At 41.8% G+C, this 22,921-nt stretch carries 21 protein-coding genes; 12 read left to right on the top strand and 9 right to left on the bottom strand.

From position 1 onward, the window contains the following. Positions 1-125: 125 nt before the first annotated feature. Positions 126-1,949 carry a translational GTPase TypA gene (typA, locus tag C727_RS0101735; RefSeq protein ID WP_017443897.1) on the bottom strand — a complete coding sequence of 608 codons (1,824 nt, stop codon included), beginning with the start codon at positions 1,947-1,949 and terminating at the stop codon, positions 126-128. A gap of 416 nt (positions 1,950-2,365) precedes the next feature. Between typA and glnA the strand changes: the two genes are divergently transcribed. From glnA to C727_RS0101705, 5 genes are all read left to right on the top strand, one after another. After that, positions 2,366-3,772, top strand: coding sequence for a glutamate--ammonia ligase (gene glnA / locus C727_RS0101725; protein WP_017443896.1), 1,407 nt, complete (start codon positions 2,366-2,368; stop codon positions 3,770-3,772). A 114-nt stretch (positions 3,773-3,886) separates the two neighbouring features. Beyond that, complete coding sequence (locus C727_RS0101720) at positions 3,887-4,420, top strand: DUF4124 domain-containing protein (RefSeq protein ID WP_017443895.1); 534 nt, start codon at positions 3,887-3,889, stop codon at positions 4,418-4,420. A gap of 91 nt (positions 4,421-4,511) precedes the next feature. Next, positions 4,512-5,573 carry a nitrogen regulation protein NR(II) gene (gene glnL, locus C727_RS0101715; RefSeq protein WP_017443894.1) on the top strand — a complete coding sequence of 354 codons (1,062 nt, stop codon included), beginning with the start codon at positions 4,512-4,514 and terminating at the stop codon, positions 5,571-5,573. Continuing rightward, positions 5,570-6,988 carry a nitrogen regulation protein NR(I) gene (glnG, locus tag C727_RS0101710; protein ID WP_017443893.1) on the top strand — a complete coding sequence of 473 codons (1,419 nt, stop codon included), beginning with the start codon at positions 5,570-5,572 and terminating at the stop codon, positions 6,986-6,988. The genes glnL and glnG overlap by 4 nt, the downstream gene beginning before the upstream one ends. 55 nt (positions 6,989-7,043) lie before the next feature. Further along, the gene (locus tag C727_RS0101705) at positions 7,044-8,033 is read left to right on the top strand and encodes an alpha/beta fold hydrolase (RefSeq protein ID WP_017443892.1); all 990 of its coding nucleotides are present in this window, start codon (positions 7,044-7,046) and stop codon (positions 8,031-8,033) included. 11 nt (positions 8,034-8,044) lie between these two features. Here the strand turns inward: C727_RS0101705 and C727_RS0101700 are convergent, their stop codons facing one another. The 3 genes from C727_RS0101700 to C727_RS0101690 form a co-directional block, all read right to left on the bottom strand. Next, positions 8,045-8,509 (bottom strand): tRNA (cytidine(34)-2'-O)-methyltransferase, encoded by a 465-nt coding sequence (locus tag C727_RS0101700; protein WP_017443891.1) that lies wholly within the window; start codon positions 8,507-8,509, stop codon positions 8,045-8,047. A 1-nt stretch (position 8,510) separates the two neighbouring features. Next, positions 8,511-8,855 carry a ribonuclease E inhibitor RraB gene (locus C727_RS0101695; protein ID WP_017443890.1) on the bottom strand — a complete coding sequence of 115 codons (345 nt, stop codon included), beginning with the start codon at positions 8,853-8,855 and terminating at the stop codon, positions 8,511-8,513. A 78-nt stretch (positions 8,856-8,933) separates the two neighbouring features. Next, positions 8,934-11,633, bottom strand: a complete 2,700-nt coding sequence (locus C727_RS0101690; protein ID WP_017443889.1) for a response regulator — start codon at positions 11,631-11,633, stop codon at positions 8,934-8,936. A 208-nt stretch (positions 11,634-11,841) separates the two neighbouring features. Here C727_RS0101690 and pckA point away from each other — a divergent pair, with 208 nt between their 5' ends. Then, positions 11,842-13,446, top strand: coding sequence for a phosphoenolpyruvate carboxykinase (ATP) (gene pckA, locus C727_RS0101685; protein ID WP_017443888.1), 1,605 nt, complete (start codon positions 11,842-11,844; stop codon positions 13,444-13,446). Positions 13,447-13,450: 4 nt separating this feature from the next. Here the strand turns inward: pckA and C727_RS0101680 are convergent, their stop codons facing one another. The 3 genes from C727_RS0101680 to C727_RS0101670 are packed head-to-tail and all read right to left on the bottom strand — an operon-like array spanning position 13,451 to position 15,167. Further along, entirely contained in the window at positions 13,451-13,960 is a 510-nt protein-coding gene (locus C727_RS0101680; protein ID WP_017443887.1) for a CC0125/CC1285 family lipoprotein, read from the bottom strand. 24 nt (positions 13,961-13,984) lie between these two features. Further along, entirely contained in the window at positions 13,985-14,674 is a 690-nt protein-coding gene (locus C727_RS0101675; RefSeq protein ID WP_017443886.1) for an anti-sigma factor family protein, read from the bottom strand. Continuing rightward, the gene (locus C727_RS0101670; RefSeq protein ID WP_017443885.1) at positions 14,664-15,167 is read right to left on the bottom strand and encodes an RNA polymerase sigma factor; all 504 of its coding nucleotides are present in this window, start codon (positions 15,165-15,167) and stop codon (positions 14,664-14,666) included. Before C727_RS0101670 ends, C727_RS0101675 begins: the two co-directional genes overlap by 11 nt. Before the next feature lie 143 nt (positions 15,168-15,310). Between C727_RS0101670 and C727_RS17790 the strand changes: the two genes are divergently transcribed. Beyond that, entirely contained in the window at positions 15,311-16,630 is a 1,320-nt protein-coding gene (locus tag C727_RS17790; RefSeq protein ID WP_017443884.1) for a S8 family serine peptidase, read from the top strand. Here C727_RS17790 and C727_RS0101660 read toward each other — a convergent pair. Next, entirely contained in the window at positions 16,613-17,524 is a 912-nt protein-coding gene (locus C727_RS0101660) for a surface lipoprotein assembly modifier (RefSeq protein ID WP_017443883.1), read from the bottom strand. The genes C727_RS17790 and C727_RS0101660 overlap by 18 nt on opposite strands. Positions 17,525-17,625: 101 nt before the next feature. Then, on the bottom strand, positions 17,626-18,393 hold the full coding sequence (locus C727_RS0101655; protein ID WP_017443882.1) for a hypothetical protein: 768 nt from the start codon (positions 18,391-18,393) through the stop codon (positions 17,626-17,628). A gap of 423 nt (positions 18,394-18,816) precedes the next feature. On the opposite strand from C727_RS0101655, the gene C727_RS0101650 reads away from it, so the two are divergent. The 5 genes from C727_RS0101650 to glyS all read left to right on the top strand — a co-directional run bounded on the left by C727_RS0101650 (position 18,817) and on the right by glyS (position 22,909). Beyond that, positions 18,817-19,134, top strand: a complete 318-nt coding sequence (locus C727_RS0101650; protein WP_017443881.1) for an ElaB/YgaM/YqjD family protein — start codon at positions 18,817-18,819, stop codon at positions 19,132-19,134. A 12-nt stretch (positions 19,135-19,146) separates the two neighbouring features. Next, on the top strand, positions 19,147-19,545 hold the full coding sequence (locus tag C727_RS0101645) for a phage holin family protein (RefSeq protein ID WP_017443880.1): 399 nt from the start codon (positions 19,147-19,149) through the stop codon (positions 19,543-19,545). A 26-nt stretch (positions 19,546-19,571) separates the two neighbouring features. Then, positions 19,572-19,814 (top strand): hypothetical protein, encoded by a 243-nt coding sequence (locus C727_RS0101640; protein WP_017443879.1) that lies wholly within the window; start codon positions 19,572-19,574, stop codon positions 19,812-19,814. 103 nt (positions 19,815-19,917) lie between these two features. Then, entirely contained in the window at positions 19,918-20,829 is a 912-nt protein-coding gene (gene glyQ / locus C727_RS0101635) for a glycine--tRNA ligase subunit alpha (RefSeq protein WP_026052502.1), read from the top strand. A gap of 10 nt (positions 20,830-20,839) precedes the next feature. Further along, a complete protein-coding gene (gene glyS / locus C727_RS0101630) occupies positions 20,840-22,909 on the top strand; it encodes a glycine--tRNA ligase subunit beta (RefSeq protein WP_017443877.1) in 2,070 nt (689 codons plus the stop codon). The last annotated feature ends 12 nt before the right edge of the window (positions 22,910-22,921 follow it).

The raw sequence follows: 22,921 nt of genomic DNA, 5'->3' as shown, positions 1-22,921 counted from the left end.
CGTATAAATGAGTATAAGGGATTAAATTTAGTTTGTATATTGTTTAAATAATGAGCAAAGTGTTAGGTTAAAAACAAGCATGCCCGAATTAAATACAGGGCATGCTTGGGCAGTTAGGGTTGCGGTTATTTAGCGCTTTCTCGCGCTGCGCGGCGACGTTCGTTTTCGCTTAAGAATTTTTTCCTAATACGGATGTTTTCTGGCGTTACTTCGACCAGTTCATCGTCGTCGATAAATTCAAGTGCTTGTTCTAACGTATATTTAATAGCAGGCACTAGTGTTAACGCTTCATCGGTACCGGCTGCACGAACGTTAGTTAACTGTTTACCCTTTAATGGGTTTACGGTTAAGTCGTTGTCACGGCTATGAATACCAATGACCATACCTTCGTACACTTCAGTACCATGTTCAATAAATAGGCGACCACGATCTTGCAACGTATACAAGGCGTAAGCAACCGCTTTACCCATACCGTTAGAAATTAAAACGCCGTTCTGGCGTTGGCCAATTTCTCCACCTTTATGAGCCGCATAATGATCAAATGAGTGATACATCAAACCTGTGCCTGACGTCAGCGTCATAAATTCGTTTTTAAAACCAATTAAACCACGGCTTGGAACAACAAAGTCAATGCGAATACGACCTTTACCATCCGGAACCATGTCTGTCATCTCGGCTTTACGTAAACCGAGCTTTTCCATAATGGTACCTTGGTGCTCTTCCTGGATATCAACGGTTAGCGTTTCAAAAGGTTCTTGTTTAACACCGTCAACTTCGCGCAAGATAACTTCAGGACGAGAAACTGCAAGTTCGTAACCTTCCCTGCGCATATTTTCAATAAGTACGCCTAAGTGTAGTTCACCACGGCCAGATACACGGAATTTGTCTGGATCTTCAGTTTCTTGCACGCGCAATGCCACGTTATGAACCAGTTCGCTGTTTAAGCGCTCAAGAATTTGTCGTGAGGTGACAAACTTACCTTCTTTACCGGCAAATGGTGAGTTATTCACTTGGAAAGTCATAGTCACTGTAGGTTCGTCAACGACAAGAGCAGGCATAGCTTCAACAGCATTTTGGTCACAAATAGTGTCCGATATTTTTAACTCGCCTAAACCAGTTACCGCGATAATATCGCCAGCTTGTGCTTCTTGCTGCTCGTAGCGATCCAGACCTAAATAACCTAATACTTGACCGACTTTACCATTGCGCTTTTTACCATCGGCACCGATCACAGAAACTTGTTGATTGACTCTGATAGTGCCTCGGGTAACACGGCCAATACCAATAACACCAACATAGCTAGAATAGTCTAATTGAGAAATTTGCATTTGCAGACTGCCTTGCGGATCAGCAGCTGGTGGTTCAACGTGCTCTAAGATGGCACTAAACAAGTCGTCCATATTGTCTTTTTGCACATCTTCTTCGGTCGATGCCCAACCGTTAATGGCTGAAGCGTAAACGATCGGAAAATCTAACTGCTCATCACTTGCGCCTAAGTTATCAAATAAATCAAATACTTGATCGATAACCCAATCCGGACGTGCCGCTGGTTTGTCAATTTTATTAATAACAACAATTGGCTTAAGGCCGTGAGCAAAAGCTTTTTGAGTCACAAAGCGAGTTTGCGGCATTGGCCCTTCTTGTGCATCGACCAATAAAAGTACTGAGTCGGCCATGGATAATACACGTTCTACTTCACCACCAAAATCGGCGTGGCCTGGAGTATCTAGGATATTGATGCGGTAATCTTGGTAATCAATTGCAGTGTTTTTAGCTAAGATAGTGATCCCACGCTCTTTTTCTAAAGCGTTTGAATCCATAATGCGCTCTTCACTATCACCGCGGCTTTCTAATGTACCAGACTGCTCAAGCAGTTTGTCAACCAAAGTTGTTTTACCATGGTCAACGTGTGCGATGATGGCGATATTTCTTAATTTTTCTAAATTCATAAATCAGAGGTCTTCTTTAAGTGAGTGACTGAGCGCAACTATCATTAGCAAGCCCAAAACTTTGCGCGCATTATACGTGAAGTTTGCCGTATACCAAACATGATTCTGTTCACTAAACCGCCTGAATTGATTAATTCACCGATATTCTTTAATTATTAGCAGTCAGCTATTGCCCTGAATATAGGCAATACTGTATTTTATTTAATGCTTTTTTTTAGGGATAAAGTCGTTATCATGCACCAAAATGGTGTTTTGTGCGCGCTATAATGGTGCAGTGTAAGGCATTTGCACCTCAATGGTTAACCTAAATGCTTGCCATTGCACTGTTTTTGTAATTGGCATGGTAGTTGCTTTAAAGGCTTCAAGGCGTAAATGAAGGTTACGTTTTTAAAAATAAAATTTTCCGGAGGAATGCAATGTCTGCAGAAATTCTAGATATGTTAAAAGACAACGAAGTAAAATTCGTTGACTTACGATTCACTGATACTAAAGGTAAAGAGCAACACGTCTCTATCCCAGCTCACCAAGTAAACGAAGACTTCTTCGAAGATGGTAAAATGTTTGATGGTTCTTCAATTGCCGGCTGGAAAGGTATCAACGAATCAGACATGATCCTGATGCCTGACGCTTCAACTGTTGTTATGGACCCGTTTGCCGAAGAATCTACAATGATTGTTCGTTGTGACATTATCGAACCTGCTACTATGCAGGGTTATGACCGTGACCCTCGCTCTATTGCTAAGCGTGCTGTAGAGTTTTTAAAGTCAACTGGTATCGGTGACGACGTTTATTTTGGTCCAGAGCCAGAATTTTTCTTATTTGACGACGTAAAATTCGGCCAATCAATGGCTGGTGGTTTCTATAGCGTTGACTCTGAAGAAGCGGCTTGGAACTCAGGTAAAGACTACGAAGATGGTAACTTAGGCCACCGTCCACGTGTTAAAGGCGGTTACTTCCCGGTACCACCAGTAGATTCAGCGAACGACATCCGTGCTGCAATGTGTTTGATTCTTGAAGAAATGGGTCAAGTTGTTGAAGCACATCACCACGAAGTTGCAACCTGTGGTCAGAACGAAATTGCCACTCAGTTTAACTCAATCGTTGAAAAAGCTGACGAAATTCAAATTAAAAAATACGTTATCCATAATGTAGCGCACGCTTATGGCAAAACAGCTACATTTATGCCTAAGCCAATCGTTGGTGATAACGGTTCAGGTATGCACTGTCACCAGTCAATCGCGAAAGACGGTAAAAACGTATTCGCCGGTGACAAATACGCAGGTTTATCACAAGAAGCTTTATGGTACATTGGTGGTATCATCAAACATGCTAAAGCAATCAATGCTTTTGCTAACGCATCAACGAACTCATATAAGCGTTTAGTACCACACTTCGAAGCGCCTATCATGTTAGCTTACTCTGCGCGTAACCGTTCTGCTTCTATTCGTATTCCATACGTTACAAGCGACAAAGCACGTCGTATCGAATGTCGTTTCCCTGATCCAACAGCTAACCCTTATTTAGCATTTACTTCAATGCTGATGGCTGGTCTTGACGGTATTTTGAACAAGATCGATCCAGGTGAAGCTATGGATAAAGATTTATATAATCTGCCTCCGGAAGAAGAAGCTAACATTCCAAAAGTTGCTAGCTCTTTAGAAGAAGCGTTAACTGCATTAGACAATGACCGCGCTTTCTTAACTGCTGGTGGCGTTATGAGTGACGAAATGATCGACGCTTATATCGAGCTTAAAACTGAAGAAGCTAACCAGGTGCGTGTAACACCTCATCCGGTTGAATTTGAGCTTTATTACAGTGTTTAAACTGCTCTGATTAGTTAAAAAAGTCCGCTTCGGCGGACTTTTTTTATGGATAAATTTGAATATAGGGGGTAAAGTGATCGTTAATTTACAATAGATGAAGGGATCATCGCAGAGATGTTTAGTTGTTTAAACTCTGTCAAACTAACCTCTTGTAGCTTAGTATTAGTGCTCACAACCTTTTTAACAAGCGCACAAGTTTACGTTTACAAGGATGAAAACGGAGTACCTGTATTTACCGACCAGCCCAGAGCTGGCGCTAGTGTTATATCGGCAAAAAGTAAAATTCAAGATATACCAGCAGTCCAATTTAGCTCAAACAACCCAAAGGATGCCGAAGTCGAAAAGGTTGAATATACCGTTCGTTTAATGCGCCCTGCTAACCAAGAAACCTTCCGTAACAATGCTGGAAACTTACAAGTGACAGTGCAAGTTAAACCTCTTTATGCCAGTGGCCTTAAAACCCGCATTTTATTAGACGGTAAAGTGGTGACCAAGGCACAAGCTATTTCTACTTTTCAATTACATAACATTTTTCGCGGCGAACATTCAGTTCAAGCAGAGCTTATAGATGCAAACGGCAAGATTATTGCATCCTCTGAGAGCAGAACCTTTTATATGCATCGCGCGACCGTAAACACGGCTAAATAAAACTAATAAGATTGGTCTTTTTCATTTAGCATGCTACATTTCGGTGCGCTGCTTTATTTTGGTGCGTTAACTCGAATGCAATGAGGCTAAAGTGTTAAATGACCTGATTTTAAATAACCAGAGTACTTGTGTGTTAGTCACTGACTCTGAATTACAAATAATTTATGCAAATCCTGCAGCCGAAAGCTTTTTTAAGCTGAGTGTTCGCCGTTTACAAGAGCTAAATTTTGCTCAGTTATTTCGCTACAGTTCGTTTGACTGGGAGCGGGTTCGCCAGGTGATCCCAATTCAGCAAGGTTTTACGGAAACCGAAGTTTCGTTAGTCACTATGGACGAACATCATGCGATGGCCGAGCTGACGTTTAGCCCAGTTAAACAAAAAAACCATTGTTATATGCTGATCGAGATCCACACTATCGATCAACTTAAACGGGTCAGCCAGGAAAATTTTGTGCAATCACAAATGCTGGCGTCAAGAGATTTAATTAGGGGGTTAGCTCACGAAATTAAAAATCCGTTAGGTGGGATCCGAGGGGCTGCACAATTACTTGATAAAATGGTTGAAAAAGAAGAGCTTAAAGAATGCTCGCAAGTAATTATTGCGCAATCTGACCGGTTGCGAAATTTAGTCGATCGACTGCTTGGTCCTATTCGTATGCCTAAGCGCTCGTTGGCAAACGTCCATAAAATTTTAGAGCAAGTCAGAAAGTTGATAGAGCTTGAGTTTGATGCCAACCGAGTTAAATTTGAACGCGATTATGATCCAAGTATCCCCGAATTTTCGATGGATGAAGAGCAGATCTACCAAGCGGTATTAAATATTGTGCGCAATGCTTACCAGGCATTAAAGCCGCAACGCAATGGTAAAATCAAGTTTTCAACTCGTATTGCCAGTCAAGAAACAATACATGGGAGACGCCATAAACTGGCTGCGGTGATAAAAATCACTGACAATGGTCCAGGTATCCCAGAGCATATTAGAGATACCTTGTTCTACCCCATGATCACAACCAAATCTGACGGCACTGGATTAGGTTTATCCATTGCCCAAACACTTGTTAACCAACACCAGGGGCGCATTCATTGTGAAAGCTGGCCTGGTCACACCGAATTTACCGTCTTTCTGCCGATTAAGTTACAGGATAAATCATGAGTACTACAAAAGTCTGGATCGTTGATGACGACAGCTCAATACGATGGGTTTTAGAAAAAGCATTAGATGCAGAAAATATCAGTAATACAAGTTTTGAATCCCCATTAAACTTGTTACATCAGCTAAAATCAGAAAGTCCAGATGTGATCATTTCTGACATTCGTATGCCTGAAATGGATGGTATGGAACTATTAGCCCAAGTGCAAGAATATGATAGTGAAATACCCGTTATTATCATGACAGCGCATTCAGATTTAGATTCGGCTGTGAACGCGTACCAGAGTGGTGCTTTTGAATACTTGCCGAAACCCTTTGATATTGATGATGCTGTGAGCTTAGTTAACCGAGCGCTGACGCATGTAAAAGAAAACAGCAAAAAGCAACGAGCCAAACCGGTTGAAGATCCTATTTCGACTGACATTATTGGCGAAGCGCCAGCAATGCAAGAGGTATTTCGAGCGATAGGTCGTTTGTCTCGTTCCAGTATCAGTGTTTTGATTAACGGGCAATCAGGCACAGGTAAAGAACTAGTGGCGCGTGCTTTACACAAACATAGCCCGCGAAAAAACAATACTTTTATCGCCCTTAACATGGCAGCCATCCCCAATGATCTCATAGAGTCGGAACTATTTGGCCATGAAAAAGGGGCTTTTACTGGAGCTAACACTATTCGTGAGGGGCGTTTTGAGCAGGCTAATGGCGGCACATTATTTCTCGATGAAATTGGTGATATGCCATTGCAAGTGCAGACCCGCCTTCTAAGGGTCCTGGCTGACGGTCAGTTCTATCGTGTTGGGGGTAGACAGCCATTAAATGCCGATGTGAGGATCATTGCCGCGACTCACCAGAACTTAGAAAAACTGGTAGCTGAAGGTAAATTCAGGGAAGATTTATTTCATCGGTTAAATGTTATTCGTATTCATTTACCGCCACTAAATGAGCGTAAAGAGGATATTCCTAAGTTACCTGCGCAGTTTTTAAAACGAGCCGCAGAAGAAATGAGCGTAGAAGAAAAACGACTATCACCTCAAGCCGCCGAATATCTTAGCAATCAATCATGGCCGGGGAATGTGCGCCAGTTAGAAAATACCTGTCGCTGGTTAACTGTAATGGCCAGTGGTCAAGAAATTTTAATTTCAGACTTACCACCAGAGCTCACTGCAACGGAACGCACGACAAGCAGTCCGAGTGAACAAGTGCTCAGTGGCGATTGGGAAAGTTTATTAACTCAGTGGGTTGATGAGCAGTTAGCGAGCGGCAAAAATAACATTTTAGACGAAGCACTCATGGTATTTGAAACTATCATGCTTAAACGTGCGCTGCAACATACGATGGGGCATAAACAGGAAGCCGCCAAACGTTTAGGTTGGGGACGCAATACCATTACCCGAAAAATGAAGGAATTGGATATTTAAATTTTGTGGTTTATCGGATAGGCTTTTAAGGTATCTACTTTTAAAAGCTGAGTCTATGAACACACACATTAATACGGTTCCTGAATTATCTGAGCGAGAAGCTTCTTGGCAAGCTTTTATCGCTCGTTTCATTCGTCCGTTCTGGCAAAGCTACGCGCATGAATTTGTTGTGCAAGCCGATCCTAAGGTCGATCTCCACTGCTTAGAAATGCATCACCCTTCCCCAAAGATGAATTTAATTATCTTGCCAGGTCGGGTTGAAAGTTATTTAAAGTACCAAGAAGTTTGTTTTGATTTTTTTCACCAGGGTTGCAATATATTTTCTATTGACCATAGAGGGCAGGGGCAGTCGAGCCGATTATTAAAAGATCCAGAAAAAGGCCATATTGATAGTTTTGATACTTATGCAGCAGATCTTGAATTAGCGCTCGATCAATGTGGCTTTTTAGAAACTAATCTGCCGACTCATATTCTCGCGCATTCAATGGGTGGGGCGATTGCGTTAAACTGGCTGTACTTATACCGGCACAATATCGATAAACTTGTATTATCAGCGCCTATGCTGGGCATTAATGCGGGTTTATTGCCACAGCGCAGCGCTTTAGCTGTGGCCAGGACTATGCACAATTTGTCGAATAAGATTTGCCCTGAATCCCCTTATTTTCCTGGTCAAGCCGGTTATAATAAAACCTTATTCGAATTAAACCCACTGACACATAGCCGAGCACGTTACGAATTCAGTCAGCAAATTTTACAAGATCACAAGCTGGGCGGGGTTACTGCTGGTTGGTTGTACGAAGCGTTAAAAATCATCAAACTTCTGCCGACGATCAGTGCTGAGCTGACGTTAGATATTTTATTACTGCAAGCAGAAAAAGACCTCATCGTGAGTCTATCGGCACAAGACCGCTGGTTTGATAAAGTGAGCCAAAAAAACCAAGGTGTGAGCAAAAGAGTGATAGCAGATGCCAAACACGAAATTTTAATGGAAAAAGATTCGATCAGAGCTCCCGTTATTGAAGAGATCACGCACTTTTTTAAATAGCTGTCAGGCGCTTAATTAGCGCCCGCAAAACCCAGCTGTCGCCAAGCTTCGTAGCTGATAATAGCGACCGAGTTAGATAAATTTAAACTGCGGTTATTATCCATCATAGGAATTTTAATGCGCTGTTCAGGGACGACAGAATTCATCGCTTGTTCCGATAAACCATGAGTTTCTGCACCAAACAGTAATACATCGTCAGCCTGGTAGTTAACCTCAGTGTGGGCTCTAGTGCCTTTAGTGGTACAGGCAAAAATCCTTTTACCAGCCATATATTGGCTAAATTCGGTAAAGTTTTTATGCATTTTTATTTTTGCGAGATCATGGTAATCCAATCCAGCTCGGCGGACCTTTTTTTCATCAAACGAAAAACCAAGGGGCTCAATTAAATGGAGTTGGCAGCCATTATTAGCCGCTAAACGAATAATATTGCCCGTGTTTGGGGCGATTTGGGGTTCAAATAATGCAATATGAAACATCTTACAATCCTATGCCCCAACCGTCTGAATAACCCTTCACTCCTTCTACACAGGCGGTAAAAGCTTGATCGAGTTCATCCAGCGCATCTTTTTGCGCCAGCATAGTTAAACTGGCAATCACTTCGTATCCGCCACCTTGTTCAGGTTTTTGCAATACGACTGAACTGAACTTATAGTTGCCTAAAGTAAAACTTTTAATTTTAGGTAACGCCTTTTCAGCTTGTTCTTTAAATTCGAATACGGCAAAAAAATCAATTTTCACCGGCTGACTTAAATCAATGCCTTCCGCTTCCATCTCAGCTAAAATTTCAGCGGTTTCGTCGGTTTCAGGCGGCAGAATAAACATAGACATCATCCACGAGAGAAAAGTTGTATTATACGCTGTTAACTGATTTTTACGCAAAATTATGCTGTCTAAGTCGCATTAGACTTTATTCTCAATACACTCAGCTAAGGTATGACTTAATTCATTAATATCTAGCGGTTTACTTAAATGTTTATTGCAACCACAAGCAAAAGCCCGTTGTTTGTCTTCAGGCATGGCATCTGCAGTTAGTGCAATAATAGGAATATATGAATCAAACGCACGAATGGTTCGGGTGGCTTCATAACCGTCCATCACTGGCATTTGGCAATCCATTAATATGGCGTCATAGTTGTTTTGCTGGGCCATAGTGACTGCTTCTTGACCGTTATTAGCAAGATCAAAATTAACCTTTAATAATTTTAGCGATTCAGCAATCACCAGCTGATTAATTTCATTATCTTCAGCGACCAACAGTTTTAAACCAGCGCTAAGCTGAGCTCTGCTGAGATGAATTTTTTGCGGCTTTTGCTGGCTATTGTTGAGCCAAATTTGGGCGATAAAGCGGCAACCTTGGGGCTTATTTTCGCGAACAATAATTTCGCCCTGCATCATAAGGCAAAGTTGTTTAACAATCGTCAATCCAAGCCCTGTTCCGCCATATTTACGACTGGTTGAATTATCAGCCTGATTAAATGCATTAAACAGCTTCTCGGCATTTTTTGCACTGATGCCAATCCCGGTATCCGAAACCTCTAAACAAATAAGGCTTTTATCCTGCTGTTGCTCTATTACCCGAGCAACCAGTTTCACCTGCCCGTTATGGGTGAACTTAATGGCATTGTTGGTTAAGTTTATGAGAATTTGCTCAACTCTAAGAGGGTCGCCAATAAAATAATGTTGCGAGCCTAGTTGATTTTCAACTTGCCAGATATTTTGTTTATCAGCAGCGCTTTCTTCAAATAATACCCGCACCCGATCCAAAATTTCAGTTAAATCAAACGGAATTGCTTCTAAAGAGAGTTTATCTGATTCAATCTTTGAAATATCCAAAATATCATTAATTAACGTAAGCAAAGTAATACTGGAGAGATTTATTTTGCTTAAATAACTTTTAATTTTATCTGTGTCAGATGTGCTTGAGGCCAGCTGGGCAAAACCAGAAACTGCATTTAAGGGTGTTCGTATCTCATGGCTCATATTGGCTAAAAAGCGGCTCTTGGCTAAATTCGCTTCGTCAGCTTTTTGTTTGGCTTTTTTTAATGAGCGAGTACGCCGTTTAACCATAGTGTCTAATAATCTATGTTTATTTTGACTCATTAATACAATCAAAATAGCTAACGCAACTATGACTAACTCGAACAATAATAAAACAGTAAAACTGTTTGAGTGGTAGTTGCTTACAAAAGAGTTATTGGTTTTTAATGCCAGTGTCCATTGCCGGCCCGCGAGTTGATAATTACTTGTTTTCCAACTGGCATTTAATTCATCAGGTCGCTCTGACAGGTTGCTGGCGATGACCTGATCGGCAGCTGTATCTTTTAAAATATATAATAAACTTTTTATTTTATTTTCTTGCAAACTTTGTTGCATTACACGCTCTGCAATAACACCTGTTGCGATAAAGCCGATTACGTTTTTGCGAATGTTTAAGGCATTTTGTTCGCTGAAAAACTCGTAGACAGGCGCAAAAATAATATACGCAGGTAGCTCAGTCACCCCAGAAGATAACATAGTCACTTCGGTTGCCTGCGGTGCTTCGTTTTTTAAGGCGGCTAACATAGCATGGCGGCGGTTGGGATCAGAAGCTAGATTAAAACCTAAAACTTTATGGTGTGTTTCATAATTAGATAAATACTTTACGTACGAATGAAAATCGCCGGCTATGACTGAATTACCTTTTAGTGTCAGCGGCTTCTGATAAATAGCTTCAAGCTCATTTTTAAATGTAGCAAGTTCATTGGTTGCAACAATTGGGTTCCATGAAAAGGCTATCGTGGCAGTATCTTCTGCTGTGGTTTCAGCGACAAAGGTTTCGAATGCCTGGCGATTTAATTGTGGGTTATTTTGCACATGTGCGGTGACTTGGTGTAGTTGTTTTAAGCTCATTTGCAGCGACTGGTTTAAATTACTTTCGATAATTTGCATCTGTCGGTTAGCAATCTGGCGCGCTGAATCTTTATTCATTTGTTTAAATAAAAGGGTAAAAATTGTGATGCTGATAAAAATAAAAGCGCACGAAAACAGAACCATCAGAGGGTAAGGACCCGTTTGTTTTTTATTTAACAAAAATATTAAAAAAGGGGTTGTTATTAATACTCCCATTGCGTCACCAGCCCACCAAATGAGCCAATAGTGAAAATAATCTTGTATAAAATAATGGTCATTAAATTGTGTTAATGCAAAAACACCAATAGAAGCCGAAATAATATTAACTAAAAAACCAGGCAGGCAAATAAATGTAATAATTTGTTTTTCACTACTGGCTCGGGTCAAGGAACCTATTTTTGACAAAACATAAGACCCAACTGCAGCCTGCATAGTAGCACCAGCCGCAATCAAAAAGGCTTGCAAAGTGACATTAACAGACGCTATGGCTTCTGAATCTATACTTAACTGAGCATATAAATTAAAACTCGCCGAACCAAAAAATACAGCGGGTAAAAAACGCCAACCCAAAAAATAACATCCACTCAGCGCAATGCCAGCTGGCAGCCAAATCGGTACGACTTGGCCAGAGGTGGCTGTTGAAGCTAACAAAATGCCAACCGCCGGGTAGGCTAACATCAGCAGGATATAAGTCACTGGGTTAGGTGACATCTGACAAGCTCCAATATTTGATAGATAAGTCTTTGAGATTACCCTGATTTATTAAAATAGCAAGTTACGGCTGACCGTTCTAAACAAAGCAAAGTCTACGAGCAGGTTTTTAGGCATATTTATTACACAAAATTAGGTCCAATAAACATAATTTGAACTAAGCTTAACTAGGACTTTGGTTAGCGGACACATCAGGATTGAACACTCTATGCAAAAAATACTCACGGATTTAAAAAAATACGGCATCGACTCTGCCAATGAAATTATCTACAACCCTTCATATCAACAGCTATTTAGCGAAACGTTAAAATCAGATCTGGACGGCTATGAAAAAGGCGTTTTAACTGAATCAGGGGCGGTGGCGGTAGACACAGGGATCTTTACTGGCCGCTCGCCAAAAGACAAATACATAGTTTTGGATGAAACCACTCAAAACACCTTGTGGTGGGCGCATCAAGGCAAAAATGATAACAAAGCGATTGACCAAGCTTTGTGGGAACAACTAAAAACAACCGTCACAGATCAGTTGTCGGGTAAAACTTTGTTTGTAGTGGATGCATTTTGCGGCGCTAACCCTAATACTCGCTTAGCGGTGCGTTTTGTGACCGAAGTTGCTTGGCAAGCACACTTTGTCAAAAACATGTTTATTAGACCTGATATGCAAGAGCTAAGCGATTTTAAGCCCGATTTTGTCGTTTTGAATGGTTCCAAAACCAGTTATAAAGCGTGGCAGCAAGCTGGTATGAATTCAGAAAATTTTGTTGCGTTTAATTTAACCGAAAATATGCAGCTTATTGGCGGGACCTGGTATGGCGGGGAAATGAAAAAAGGTTTATTTTCGGTCATGAATTACCGGCTACCTTTGCAAGGCATTGCTTCTATGCATGCTAGCGCCAATGTTGGTGAAGAAGGTGACGTTGCCTTATTTTTTGGTTTGTCTGGGACAGGTAAAACGACTTTATCCACAGATCCTAAGCGTGCTCTGATCGGTGACGACGAACATGGCTGGGATGACGAGGGTGTATTTAATTTTGAGGGCGGTTGTTACGCAAAAACGCTTAATTTAGACAAAGAAGCCGAACCAGAAATTTACCAAGCAATCCGGCGCAATGCATTATTAGAAAACGTGGTGCTAGATAAGCAAGGCAAAGTAGATTATAACGATGCGAGTAAAACACAAAATGGGCGAGTATCCTACCCAATAGAGCATATTCATAATATTGTTAAACCAATTTCAAAAGCGGGTCATGCAACTAAAGTTATATTTTTAACTGCAGATGCGTTTGGCGTATTGCCGCCACTGGCTAAATTAGATCCGGCACAAACCGAATATTATTTTTTGTCTGGGTTTACTGCAAAATTAGCTGGAACAGAGCGTGGCATTAATGCGCCTCAGCCAACGTTTTCAGCATGTTTCGGGGCGGCATTTTTATTTTTACATCCAACCCAATACAGTAGAGTGCTTAACCAGCGTATGCAAACGGCTGGCGCCACCGCATATTTGGTGAATACCGGCTGGAATGGCCAAGGTAAACGTATTTCGATTCAAGCCACGAGAGCCATTATAGATGCTATTTTAAATGGTGAAGCTGACGCTGCACCTTGCCAGACGTTACCGGTTTTTAATTTGGCGATCCCGACCCAAATCAACGGCGTGGCTGCATCGGTATTAGATCCAAGAAGTAGTTACCTGTCGGCAAGTGAATGGCAACATAAAGCTCAAAACCTCGCAAAGATGTTTATCGCCAACTTTGAACAGTACGCGGATACAGAGCACGGCCATGACTTAATCAAGGCCGGCCCTAAACCCTAATCTTTTACTGGCGGGTTAACTCTAATAGGTTATCGTAAACTTCTTGTGCCTGATAGGCGTTATCGCTGTCGGGCAATTCACCTTTTCCCATGGTGATCTCGAGTATGCTCTCTATGTCACTGTCGTTTCCACTTAGATCCATAGATAAACCTACGCTGGTGCTTGGGCCTGCATCTGTGCAACCCAATAAGCCGCAACGGCGGCCATAGGTTTGACCCACGCTCACGCCAGTGCCCTGATTAATTCTTTGGTTATCGACCAAGGTTTGCCTGTCGTTTATCGTGAACCAATCAAAACCATTGTTTTTTGTGATCTCGGCAGCTCGCAATAACGCAAAATTCATAGCAGCCCCTTTATCTTCGCTGCGAATTTTAAATTGAACCCGATATTTTTTATTTGTAATTTGTGTTTCTTTGTAGCCATAACCATTGCCTTCAGCGGGGCGATAGGGTGGTTTGCTGGCACACGCAGATAATAAAACTCCAATGAGCATAGTAACGATTAATGGTTTCATTTTGTATTCTCCTGCATCCAAAGTTTAACGGTTTAATTTTTCTGCTTCTTGCGTTTTATTTAACAGGCCGCCGACCGCCATTTGCGAAATGGCTTGGCGCATGATATCCGTCTGCCCCGACGCGGTTGCGTATTCTTCTGCAACTTGAGGGGCTAGGCCAAACTGACTTAGTTGTTTACGCCACCCTTGCTCAGTACGGCAAGCTAAGTGTTGTGAACTGTGATCTGGCTCACTAATTTGATACTGTCGGCAGAGGTTTCCATCGGCGTTCACAAAAGAGAGCAGCGGCTGAATTGTCCGGCCTTGTTCATCTATTACAGCTTCACCACTTAAACTAGAGTCTAGTACTTGTACTTGCGCCTGCCATGCAGAGTTCAGATTATTTTTTTGCGGTAACCAGATACCCACCAATAAACCCACTACCAGAGCAACACTGGCCGCCATACTGGCTGGGCGAAACCAATTCGACAATTGATAAACATTTGCGCTTTGCGGTACTTGATCTATGTTTAATAAAGCTTCGATTTCTGCTGGTACCTTGTTGTTATTAATGCTCGAATACACCTGCTTAATTTGTTCATCAACCATAGCCAAATCGGCTAATCGCTGTGCCAAAGCTTCATCTTCAATCAGAGCTTCTCGGATAGCTTGCATTTGAATTTCGTCTAACTCAGCATCTAAAAAAGCCGATAAATCTTGTTCACTAAATATCATGGTTTGGCTCCAATTGCTGCTGTTTTAAAGATTGGCTGACACTCGCTCGTGCACGTGCCAATCGACTCATCACTGTCCCTAGCGGTAATTTAAGGGCTTCGGCAGTATCGCGGTAAGAAAGCCCTTGCATAGCAACTAACGCTAGTACAGAGCGCTGATCTTCAGGTAACAGATCCATTGCATGATTAACTTGTTTTAGAGTGTTTGCCTTTTCTTGTGCTTGCTCGCTATCTTCTGTGCTAATTGCTTCTGGTACTTCTGGCGAATAGCTCGCTTGTGTGCGAACCTTACGGTTGCGGTACTCGTCGATCCATAAGTTTTTACAGACTCGAAATGACCATTTCATCAAACTATGTTCATCTAAATCTTGCGGTTGTTTGAGCAGTTTTAGCACTGTATTTTGCAATAAATCATCCGCATCATCCGCATCACCGGTTAATGCAAAAGCAAAGCGTCTTAACTGAGGCAGCAAAGATTTTAATTGTTCTTTCATCGTTATCGCTCGTTTTACCTGTTTACCTTTAATTAACGTGGCAGTGGGATTTTTATTCCAATTTTTTTTAAAAAACTTTATCTTGGGATTATATCGCAGGCTGAACCGTTGTACTTAAAGTTTAGCCAATTTGGAGATGAGGTATGTTTAAGCTAAGTTTTAGACAAATTATAACGGTAGCTATGACCTTTTTTAGCTGTACATCAGCCTTTGCTTTGACCGGAGTACTTGATGATGTTCATGCTGTCGTGGAACAAAATACAGAGTTAGCTGATGAAATAAGCCAGCAAATATCCGACGAGGTAGTGTTGCAAGTGAGCGCTGAACAATTGGTTGGCATGACGGTAGAGGGTTTAAACGAGCTACTGGGTGAGCAACAGCTTGACTCATTTGTACACGAAGCACTTGATGAAAACGGGCAAGCGGTTGTTGCATTCGAATGGATGATTTTGTTAACTGATGATGAATATCAAAAGTTTACCCAACTCAAGTTAGATGGGGTTCAAAATATTGATGTTAAACGTTTACCTGAGCTGAATTTGCACATTGTAAAAATGAGGGTTAATCCTCAATTTGACAGCGCTGAACAGATTAAAAAAACGCTTAATTTATCAGAACAGACGATTATAGAACGCAACCATATTTATCAGCCGCAAGCCGCTGATAGTGGTCAGGCGCGCCACTTTAAACACCAAACTGCTTGTTCAGATCCGCTAAAATTTGGTCTTATTGATAGTCAGGTAAACCACAAGTTAGCCGCTTTTAAGCAAGCCAACATTATCTCAAAAAGTTTTTTACCCCCCGCCCAAACGGCAGCATTCGAACACGGTACTCAAGTGGCCAGCCTGCTGGTTGGCAAAGACGAACAGATAAACCCGCTATTGCCAAATGCTAAATTATTTTCAGCCGGCGTCTTTTATCAGCGGCCGAATGGTCAGCAAGGGGCAACAGCGGTCAGTTTGGCTGAATCAATTGATTGGTTGTTAGCCGAGCGAGTTGCAGTGATTAATTTAAGTTTAACGGGTCCTCACAACCAGATCTTACAGTTAGCGGTGCAAGCAGCTGATAAAAAAGGCGCAGTGTTAGTGGCGGCGGTTGGCAATCAAGGGGCGGCCGCCGCAGAGCTTTACCCAGCCGCGTATCAATCAGTGATTGCTGTAACAGCTGTAAATTGGCAAGATCAAGGCTATCTATTTGCCAGCCAAGGCAAACATTTGGATTTTTCTGCGTTTGGTGTCAGTGTTAATGTACTGCAGGCCAATGGCGAGCCAATAAGTGCTTCGGGAACTTCCTTTGCAGCGCCTGTTGTAGCTGCGCATTTTGCATGTTTACGAGCAACCGGACTGGCGTCCGCAAAAGTGCTTAATAAACTCAGCCGACAAGCCAAAGATTTAGGCCAGCCCGGTAAAGATAAGCAGTTTGGTTATGGGCGAATTGGTGAGTCTTTAAAAGCTCACCGTTAAACTCATATCAAGCAGGCGCTCACTATAATCGGCCGCTGCTAAATTAGAACTTTTATCAGCATACTCAAAACCTGTATTCAGGCTCAACCATTGACTGACAGATTGCTCAAGTATGAGCTTTATGCTTTGGCTATTATCATCTCTATGTTGCTGTGAATCCGCTATAAGCCAGTTTTGATAGTCTTTTTGCTGATATTGGAAAACCAGCTGAGCTTTTCCTGGCTGTTTAAAGAGTTGATAAGCTTGACTAAAAGTTGCTTTTAACTGCTGTTGGTCAAAATTAAAAAAGGGATCATCGGCTTCTTCAGTTTCATAACTTAAGTTCAAATTAATAAATTGTTTGTTATTAAAAAAATAATAACTGTCAACGGCGCTTATATTCGCAGAGGCATCACGATTGTCATAAGGTTCAGCAAACGTTTTATCGCGAAACGTATGGGCTAAGCGCAAATAAAAGTGCTCGTTAAATAGATAGCCAGCATCTAACGTCAGCATATTCAAGTCTAAAAAATCATCTCCAGCCAGTTTTATATCGGCAAAGTTATAACGCGCCGCTAATTTTACACCAGCAAGTTTGTGGCTATAGGTGGCACCTATTAAATGGTACTGGGTATCGTAGTCATTGGCGCTTTGATAGTCTTTTTGGTTAAAACTATAGCTGGCTTGAACTGTTTGTTGTTCGTTTTGCCAGTTTAATTTAGCTGAAGCCTTCAGTTGACGCGCGGTATCACTTTGGTTTTCGCTTGTACCATCAAGCTCAGCAATCGTTAGCTGGCTATCGTGGATCACACCCACTTGACTATTAAACTCAGACGAAAACTCTGCCAAAACAGGGCAAGTGATCGTTAAAGCTAGGGCTGATAATGAAATTTTAGAATAGTTATACGGGTTCATCTTGATACTCCCAACATATAGGGCTTGGCCATGATTAAATTTATATTGAGTGATAAAAAGCGGGGGCAAGGCCCCCAGGCTATTGATGCATCAGCTTGTTATTATAAACCTATTGAGTTTGATACATTCATTGCATTTTCAGCGTTGCTTTCGACTGCGCCTTCAACTTGTTCGTTTAAAGTGGCATCCAGTTCGCCCTGCACACTGTTTTCAGTACTCGCTTGAGTAGCCGCTTCTAATGTATCTGTCACTGAGCTTTCAACATTGCCACTAATGGTATTGCTGGTCTCAAGCGATGATGAGATACCACTGTCAACCACAGAGCTGACGTTAGATTCAATATCTTGTGCGGTATTTAACGTTGCATTCACTGATGATTCAACTTGACCGCTGATTTGACTGCCAAGTTCAGTGGCTGTGTCGGCAGATTGGTTAATATTTGCAGACACACTTTGTGATAAATTGCTTGTAAGCGCCCGGCCGCTTGTTTGCGTAGTTTGGCTTTGAGTATTAGCCGTGTTTTGCAATTGATTATTCTGCTCAGCTGTATTTTGCTCGCTGCCTGTGTGTTGATGATTGGATTGCACGTTTATGCTATTTAATGCTTCAGCCGATGTGTTGGTCGATTGAGCATTCTGGTTTTGGACACCAGCATTGGATTGATTTTGAGTCGCATTGGCCATAATACTGCTGTCTGTTGATGATTGGCCATAGGTGTTTACAGCACCATTTTGACTTGTTTCAGTTTGAGCTTCAGTGCGCTGGTTAGTGTTTACACTAGCCGAAATGTTAGCGGCGAAGGTTTGAGCTGCAAAACTACTGGTAAAAATCATGGTGCTTGCGATTAAGGTTTTGTTTAACGTTTTCATCTGCTTTCTCCTGCTTACTGTGATTTTTTTTAATAATGGCGTTTTGCCATCAAAGTCACTTATTCAACGAAGTAGCTTGGCTTTTTATTCCGTCTATTTTTTGTAAAACGAAAAACATGTGCACTGAGTCACAGTTTATTGTTGTTCACTGGATTAACCCTTTGTATTCGAGGTGAAGCTGAGTAGCACATTTTTTTTAAAGCTCAATATTTAACCTGTAAATTTTACCTGTGTTTTATATTTGGTACTGTAATAATTACTTTTACAAAATCGTCAGGGTGCCGTTAAATATAGGGAATGGATTTATTTTTATTTTAAATCAATGGTTTATGTTTTTGTTTTGAGTTGGCATGCTTTCTGCTCTAACTAAAGTGACGGCAAGCAAAGGGTGCTTAGCCGCAACTAAGTTTTTAGGAGGATATAATGGCTAATTCAACTCAAACCAGTAATTCACGTGCACAGGATATTGATATTCAAAAATCAATTACTGAAGCCGCTACCAAGGCCGCACACGAAGCAGTTGAAAAGTTAAATCAGAAAGCCTCTCCAGCCGAAAGCAAGCTGCGAAGCAAGGCCGCTCATGCAAGCGAAGCGTTACATGAAAAGCAAGAGCAATTGCAAAAACAAATCAATCAGTCAGTGGATTCAGCCCGTACATTGGCAAAAGAAAATCCGTTAGCAACCGTGGGCATTGCATTTGCTGCCGGTGCTTTGTTAACTTCTTTACTGTCCAAGCGGTAAGAGGTAAGCGACATGGATGCGAGCAACAAAGCCGCACAGCCTGCTTCAGGCGAGGATAATTCCTCGTTTGAAGCCTGCCGTACCCTAATACTTAAAATTAGGGAGTCTTTTCGCGACCAGGCTCGCGATGTTGGTGCTATATTTCACACAGAACTCAACTTAAATATAAAAAGTTTATGGGCTGTGTTAATACTTTCAGTCATGGTAATTGTTTTTGCAACCTTATCTTGGTTGGGAATCATGTCTGCAATTGTATGGGGACTTCACCAGTTAGCTGCTCCGCTTTGGCTATCGATTGTCATATTTATTGGTTTAAACCTGCTGATGTTATTTGTTTCGGCGCGTGCCATTCTCAAACTGATCAAAGAAATAGGGTTTAAAGAAACCTTAGACTGCTTTATTTCACGATAAGTGTTTAATCATTCAGGAGAAGGAAGATGTTGATTTCATGGTTTTTATATAAAGAGAAAAAACAACTAAAACAGTTAAAAATCCGTTTGGCCGTTGATGAAACACGCCAACAGCAATATCAAACCTTATTAAAAGAACGACTTAAAAAAGATTTAAATACCCCACAAGGACATGCGCTAAGTTTTACCGCAGGCGGTGTGACAGGACTGGTTGCCAGCCGACCTTTTTTATTAAAAACCTTAATAGGGTTAGGCCTTAAGGCGTTTTAACACTGGTTGCAGTGCCCTCAGTCAGTTATAATCGAGCCATTTGGGATGGTCTCTGCCAATCCCTGTTTAAAGCAAATTAAATCAATAAGGTACTCAATCCCAAATGGCTAAGTACGACATCAAGACATTTCAGGGCATGATTTTAGCTCTGCAGGATTACTGGGCGCAGCAAGGCTGTGTGATTGTTCAACCATTAGATATGGAAGTAGGTGCGGGTACTTTCCACCCAATGACCTTTTTGCGCTCCCTAGGTCCTGAACCCCATCATTGTGCTTATGTACAGCCCTGCCGTCGGCCGACCGACGGGCGCTATGGCGAAAACCCAAACCGCTTACAGCACTACTATCAGTTTCAAGTTATTTTAAAACCTTCACCAGACAATATTCAGGAACTTTATTTAGGTTCATTAGAAATGCTTGGTTTTGATACTAAAACTCACGATGTGCGCTTTGTTGAAGATAATTGGGAATCGCCCACACTAGGTGCTTGGGGGCTTGGTTGGGAAGTTTGGTTAAATGGCATGGAAGTCACCCAATTTACCTATTTTCAGCAAGTTGGCGGTTTAGAGTGTCGACCTGTATCCGGTGAAATTACTTATGGTATCGAACGTTTAGCTATGTATATTCAAGGTGTCGATAGCATTTACGATTTAGTCTGGTCAGACGGCCCTATGGGTAAAGTGACATATGGTGATGTGTTTCATCAAAACGAAGTTGAGCAGTCTACCTATAACTTTGAATATGCAGATGTTGATGCCTTATTTGCCCAATTTGACCAGTGCGAAAAAGAAAGTGCTAAGTTAATTGAAGCAGGTTTGCCTTTACCTGCTTATGAGCAAGTGATGAAAGCATCCCATGCGTTTAACCTGTTAGATGCTCGGCACGCTATTTCAGTGACCGAACGACAGCGTTATATTTTACGGGTACGGACACTGGCCAAAGCCTGTGCTGAAGCCTACTATGCTGCGCGCGAAGCACTCGGCTTCCCCTTGCTAAAACAACAAAAAGATTCTTAGGATTAAGCCGATGACACAAGAAAATTTATTAATCGAAATAGGCACCGAAGAGCTACCACCAAAAGCCTTGCGTAAACTGGCCGAAGCTTTTGCTCAAAATATTACCGCTGGTTTAAACAGTGCCGAGCTGGCTTATGACAGTGTTCAATGGTTGGCTAGCCCACGTCGATTAGCCGTGAAAGTGATTGCCCTGGCCGATAAACAAGAAGATAAAGTTGTTGAAAAACGTGGCCCTGCAATTGCCGCCGCGTATGATAAAGACGGTAATCCAACCAAAGCAGCGCTCGGTTGGGCGCGGGGCAATGGTATTGAACTTTCACAAGCCGAAACACTCGAAACAGAAAAAGGGGCTTGGTTATTATACAAAGCCCAAGTTAGCGGTCAGCCAGTGGCCGATTTGATCCCAGAGATAGCTGCACAAGCGTTAGCTAAGTTGCCTATACCTAAACCTATGCGGTGGGGAAGCAGCGACGTTCAGTTTATCCGTCCTGTGCATACAGCCACTATTTTTTATGGCGAGCAAGCGATCAAAGCGAACTTATTAGGCGTTGAAACGAGCAATCAATTATTAGGTCATAGATTTCATGCCAATGGTTTAGTCACTATTCAGCATGCAGATGAATACGTTAATATATTAAAAGAAGCTTATGTCGTTGCTGACTTTAATGAGCGAAAACAGCAAATTAAAGCACAGGTAGAAGCCAAAGCAGCTGAGCTAGGCGGGGTAGCTGATGTTGATGAAGATCTTTTAGAAGAAGTTACAGGTTTGGTTGAATGGCCTGTGGTTTTAGTTGCTTCATTTGAAGAAAAGTTTTTGGCGGTACCAGATGAAGCTCTGATCTACACCATGAAAGGCGATCAAAAATATTTTCCGGTATTAGATAAAAATGGCGCGTTAATGAACAAGTTTATTTTTATTTCTAATATTGAAAGCCGAGATCCAAGCCAGGTGATTCAAGGGAATGAAAAAGTTGTTCGTCCTCGTTTAGCCGATGCTGAATTCTTTTTTAATACTGACCGTAAAAAGACGTTAGAAAGCCGTTTAGACAGCTTAAAAACTGTGTTGTTTCAACAAAAGCTAGGTACGTTATATGAAAAATCAGAACGTATTAGCCAATTAGCAGGTTATATCGCTGAGCAAATTGGCGCTGATGTCAATCAGGCAAAACGGGCAGGTCTGTTGTGTAAAACAGATTTAATGACAGAAATGGTAATGGAATTTACCGAAGTGCAGGGTGTGATGGGCATGCATTATGCTCGCCACGACGGCGAAGCCGAAGCCGTTGCGTTGGCCATGAATGAGCAGTACAAACCTAAATTTGCCGGTGATACTTTGCCGCAAAGTGGTGTTAGCTGTGCTGTCGCATTAGCCGATAAGTTTGATACACTCGCAGGTATCTTTGGCATAGGTTTATTGCCTAAAGGGGATAAAGATCCTTTTGCATTACGCCGAGCGGCTTTAGGTGCACTGCGGATTATTGTCGAAAACGCACTGCCACTTGATATCAATCAATTGGTTGATAGAGCATTAGCTGAATTTGGCAATAAGCTCGACAATGCATCTGCGAAAGAAGATATAACTGACTTTATTTTTGCCCGTTTTAGAAGCTGGTATCAAGACCAAGGTTATCCAGTTGAGATTATTCAAGCAGTGTTAGAGCAGCGCCCAGCAGAACCAGTTGACTTTGATGCGCGTGTCAAAGCCGTGTCTGAGTTTAAAAAGCTAGATGCAGCTGAAGCATTAGCGGCCGCCAACAAACGGGTAAGCAATATTTTAGCTAAAAACCCAGCGCAATTACCGGCTAGTGTAAACTCTGAGTTATTAGAGCAAGACGAAGAAAAAGCTTTGTATGCTCAGGTTTCTCAATTGCAAACTGAGTTAGCCCCTGTATTTGCACAAAATGATTATCAGCGGGCATTGAGTCAATTGGCTGAGTTGCGCGGTGCTGTGGATGCGTTTTTTGATAACGTGATGGTTATGGCTGAAGATGAAGCTGTACGTTTAAACCGCTTGTTAATTTTGTTTGAACTGCGTAACCTGTTCTTAAAAGTTGCAGATATCTCGGTACTGCAAAACTAAAAAGGAAAGCTT

It is taken from the genome of Gayadomonas joobiniege G7 (assembly GCF_000300815.1).
Lineage (GTDB): Bacteria > Pseudomonadota > Gammaproteobacteria > Enterobacterales > Alteromonadaceae > Catenovulum > Catenovulum joobiniege.
The sequence above is the reverse complement of the archived record's forward strand: the minus strand, read 5'-3'. Positions and strand labels throughout refer to the sequence as shown.

Bases quoted from the DNA above. Each gene is read 5' to 3' on its own strand.
- typA (WP_017443897.1), bottom strand. From the start codon at position 1,949: ATGAATTTAGAAAAATTAAGAAATATCGCCATCATCGCACACGTTGAC.
- glnA (WP_017443896.1), top strand. From the start codon at position 2,366: ATGTCTGCAGAAATTCTAGATATGTTAAAAGACAACGAAGTAAAATTC.
- C727_RS0101720 (WP_017443895.1), top strand. From the start codon at position 3,887: ATGTTTAGTTGTTTAAACTCTGTCAAACTAACCTCTTGTAGCTTAGTA.
- glnG (WP_017443893.1), top strand. From the start codon at position 5,570: ATGAGTACTACAAAAGTCTGGATCGTTGATGACGACAGCTCAATACGA.
- C727_RS0101705 (WP_017443892.1), top strand. From the start codon at position 7,044: ATGAACACACACATTAATACGGTTCCTGAATTATCTGAGCGAGAAGCT.
- C727_RS0101700 (WP_017443891.1), bottom strand. From the start codon at position 8,509: ATGTTTCATATTGCATTATTTGAACCCCAAATCGCCCCAAACACGGGC.
- C727_RS0101695 (WP_017443890.1), bottom strand. From the start codon at position 8,855: ATGTTTATTCTGCCGCCTGAAACCGACGAAACCGCTGAAATTTTAGCT.
- C727_RS0101690 (WP_017443889.1), bottom strand. From the start codon at position 11,633: ATGTCACCTAACCCAGTGACTTATATCCTGCTGATGTTAGCCTACCCG.
- pckA (WP_017443888.1), top strand. From the start codon at position 11,842: ATGCAAAAAATACTCACGGATTTAAAAAAATACGGCATCGACTCTGCC.
- C727_RS0101680 (WP_017443887.1), bottom strand. From the start codon at position 13,960: ATGAAACCATTAATCGTTACTATGCTCATTGGAGTTTTATTATCTGCG.
- C727_RS0101675 (WP_017443886.1), bottom strand. From the start codon at position 14,674: ATGATATTTAGTGAACAAGATTTATCGGCTTTTTTAGATGCTGAGTTA.
- C727_RS0101670 (WP_017443885.1), bottom strand. From the start codon at position 15,167: ATGAAAGAACAATTAAAATCTTTGCTGCCTCAGTTAAGACGCTTTGCT.
- C727_RS17790 (WP_017443884.1), top strand. From the start codon at position 15,311: ATGTTTAAGCTAAGTTTTAGACAAATTATAACGGTAGCTATGACCTTT.
- C727_RS0101660 (WP_017443883.1), bottom strand. From the start codon at position 17,524: ATGAACCCGTATAACTATTCTAAAATTTCATTATCAGCCCTAGCTTTA.
- C727_RS0101655 (WP_017443882.1), bottom strand. From the start codon at position 18,393: ATGAAAACGTTAAACAAAACCTTAATCGCAAGCACCATGATTTTTACC.
- C727_RS0101650 (WP_017443881.1), top strand. From the start codon at position 18,817: ATGGCTAATTCAACTCAAACCAGTAATTCACGTGCACAGGATATTGAT.
- C727_RS0101645 (WP_017443880.1), top strand. From the start codon at position 19,147: ATGGATGCGAGCAACAAAGCCGCACAGCCTGCTTCAGGCGAGGATAAT.
- C727_RS0101640 (WP_017443879.1), top strand. From the start codon at position 19,572: ATGTTGATTTCATGGTTTTTATATAAAGAGAAAAAACAACTAAAACAG.
- glyQ (WP_026052502.1), top strand. From the start codon at position 19,918: ATGGCTAAGTACGACATCAAGACATTTCAGGGCATGATTTTAGCTCTG.
- glyS (WP_017443877.1), top strand. From the start codon at position 20,840: ATGACACAAGAAAATTTATTAATCGAAATAGGCACCGAAGAGCTACCA.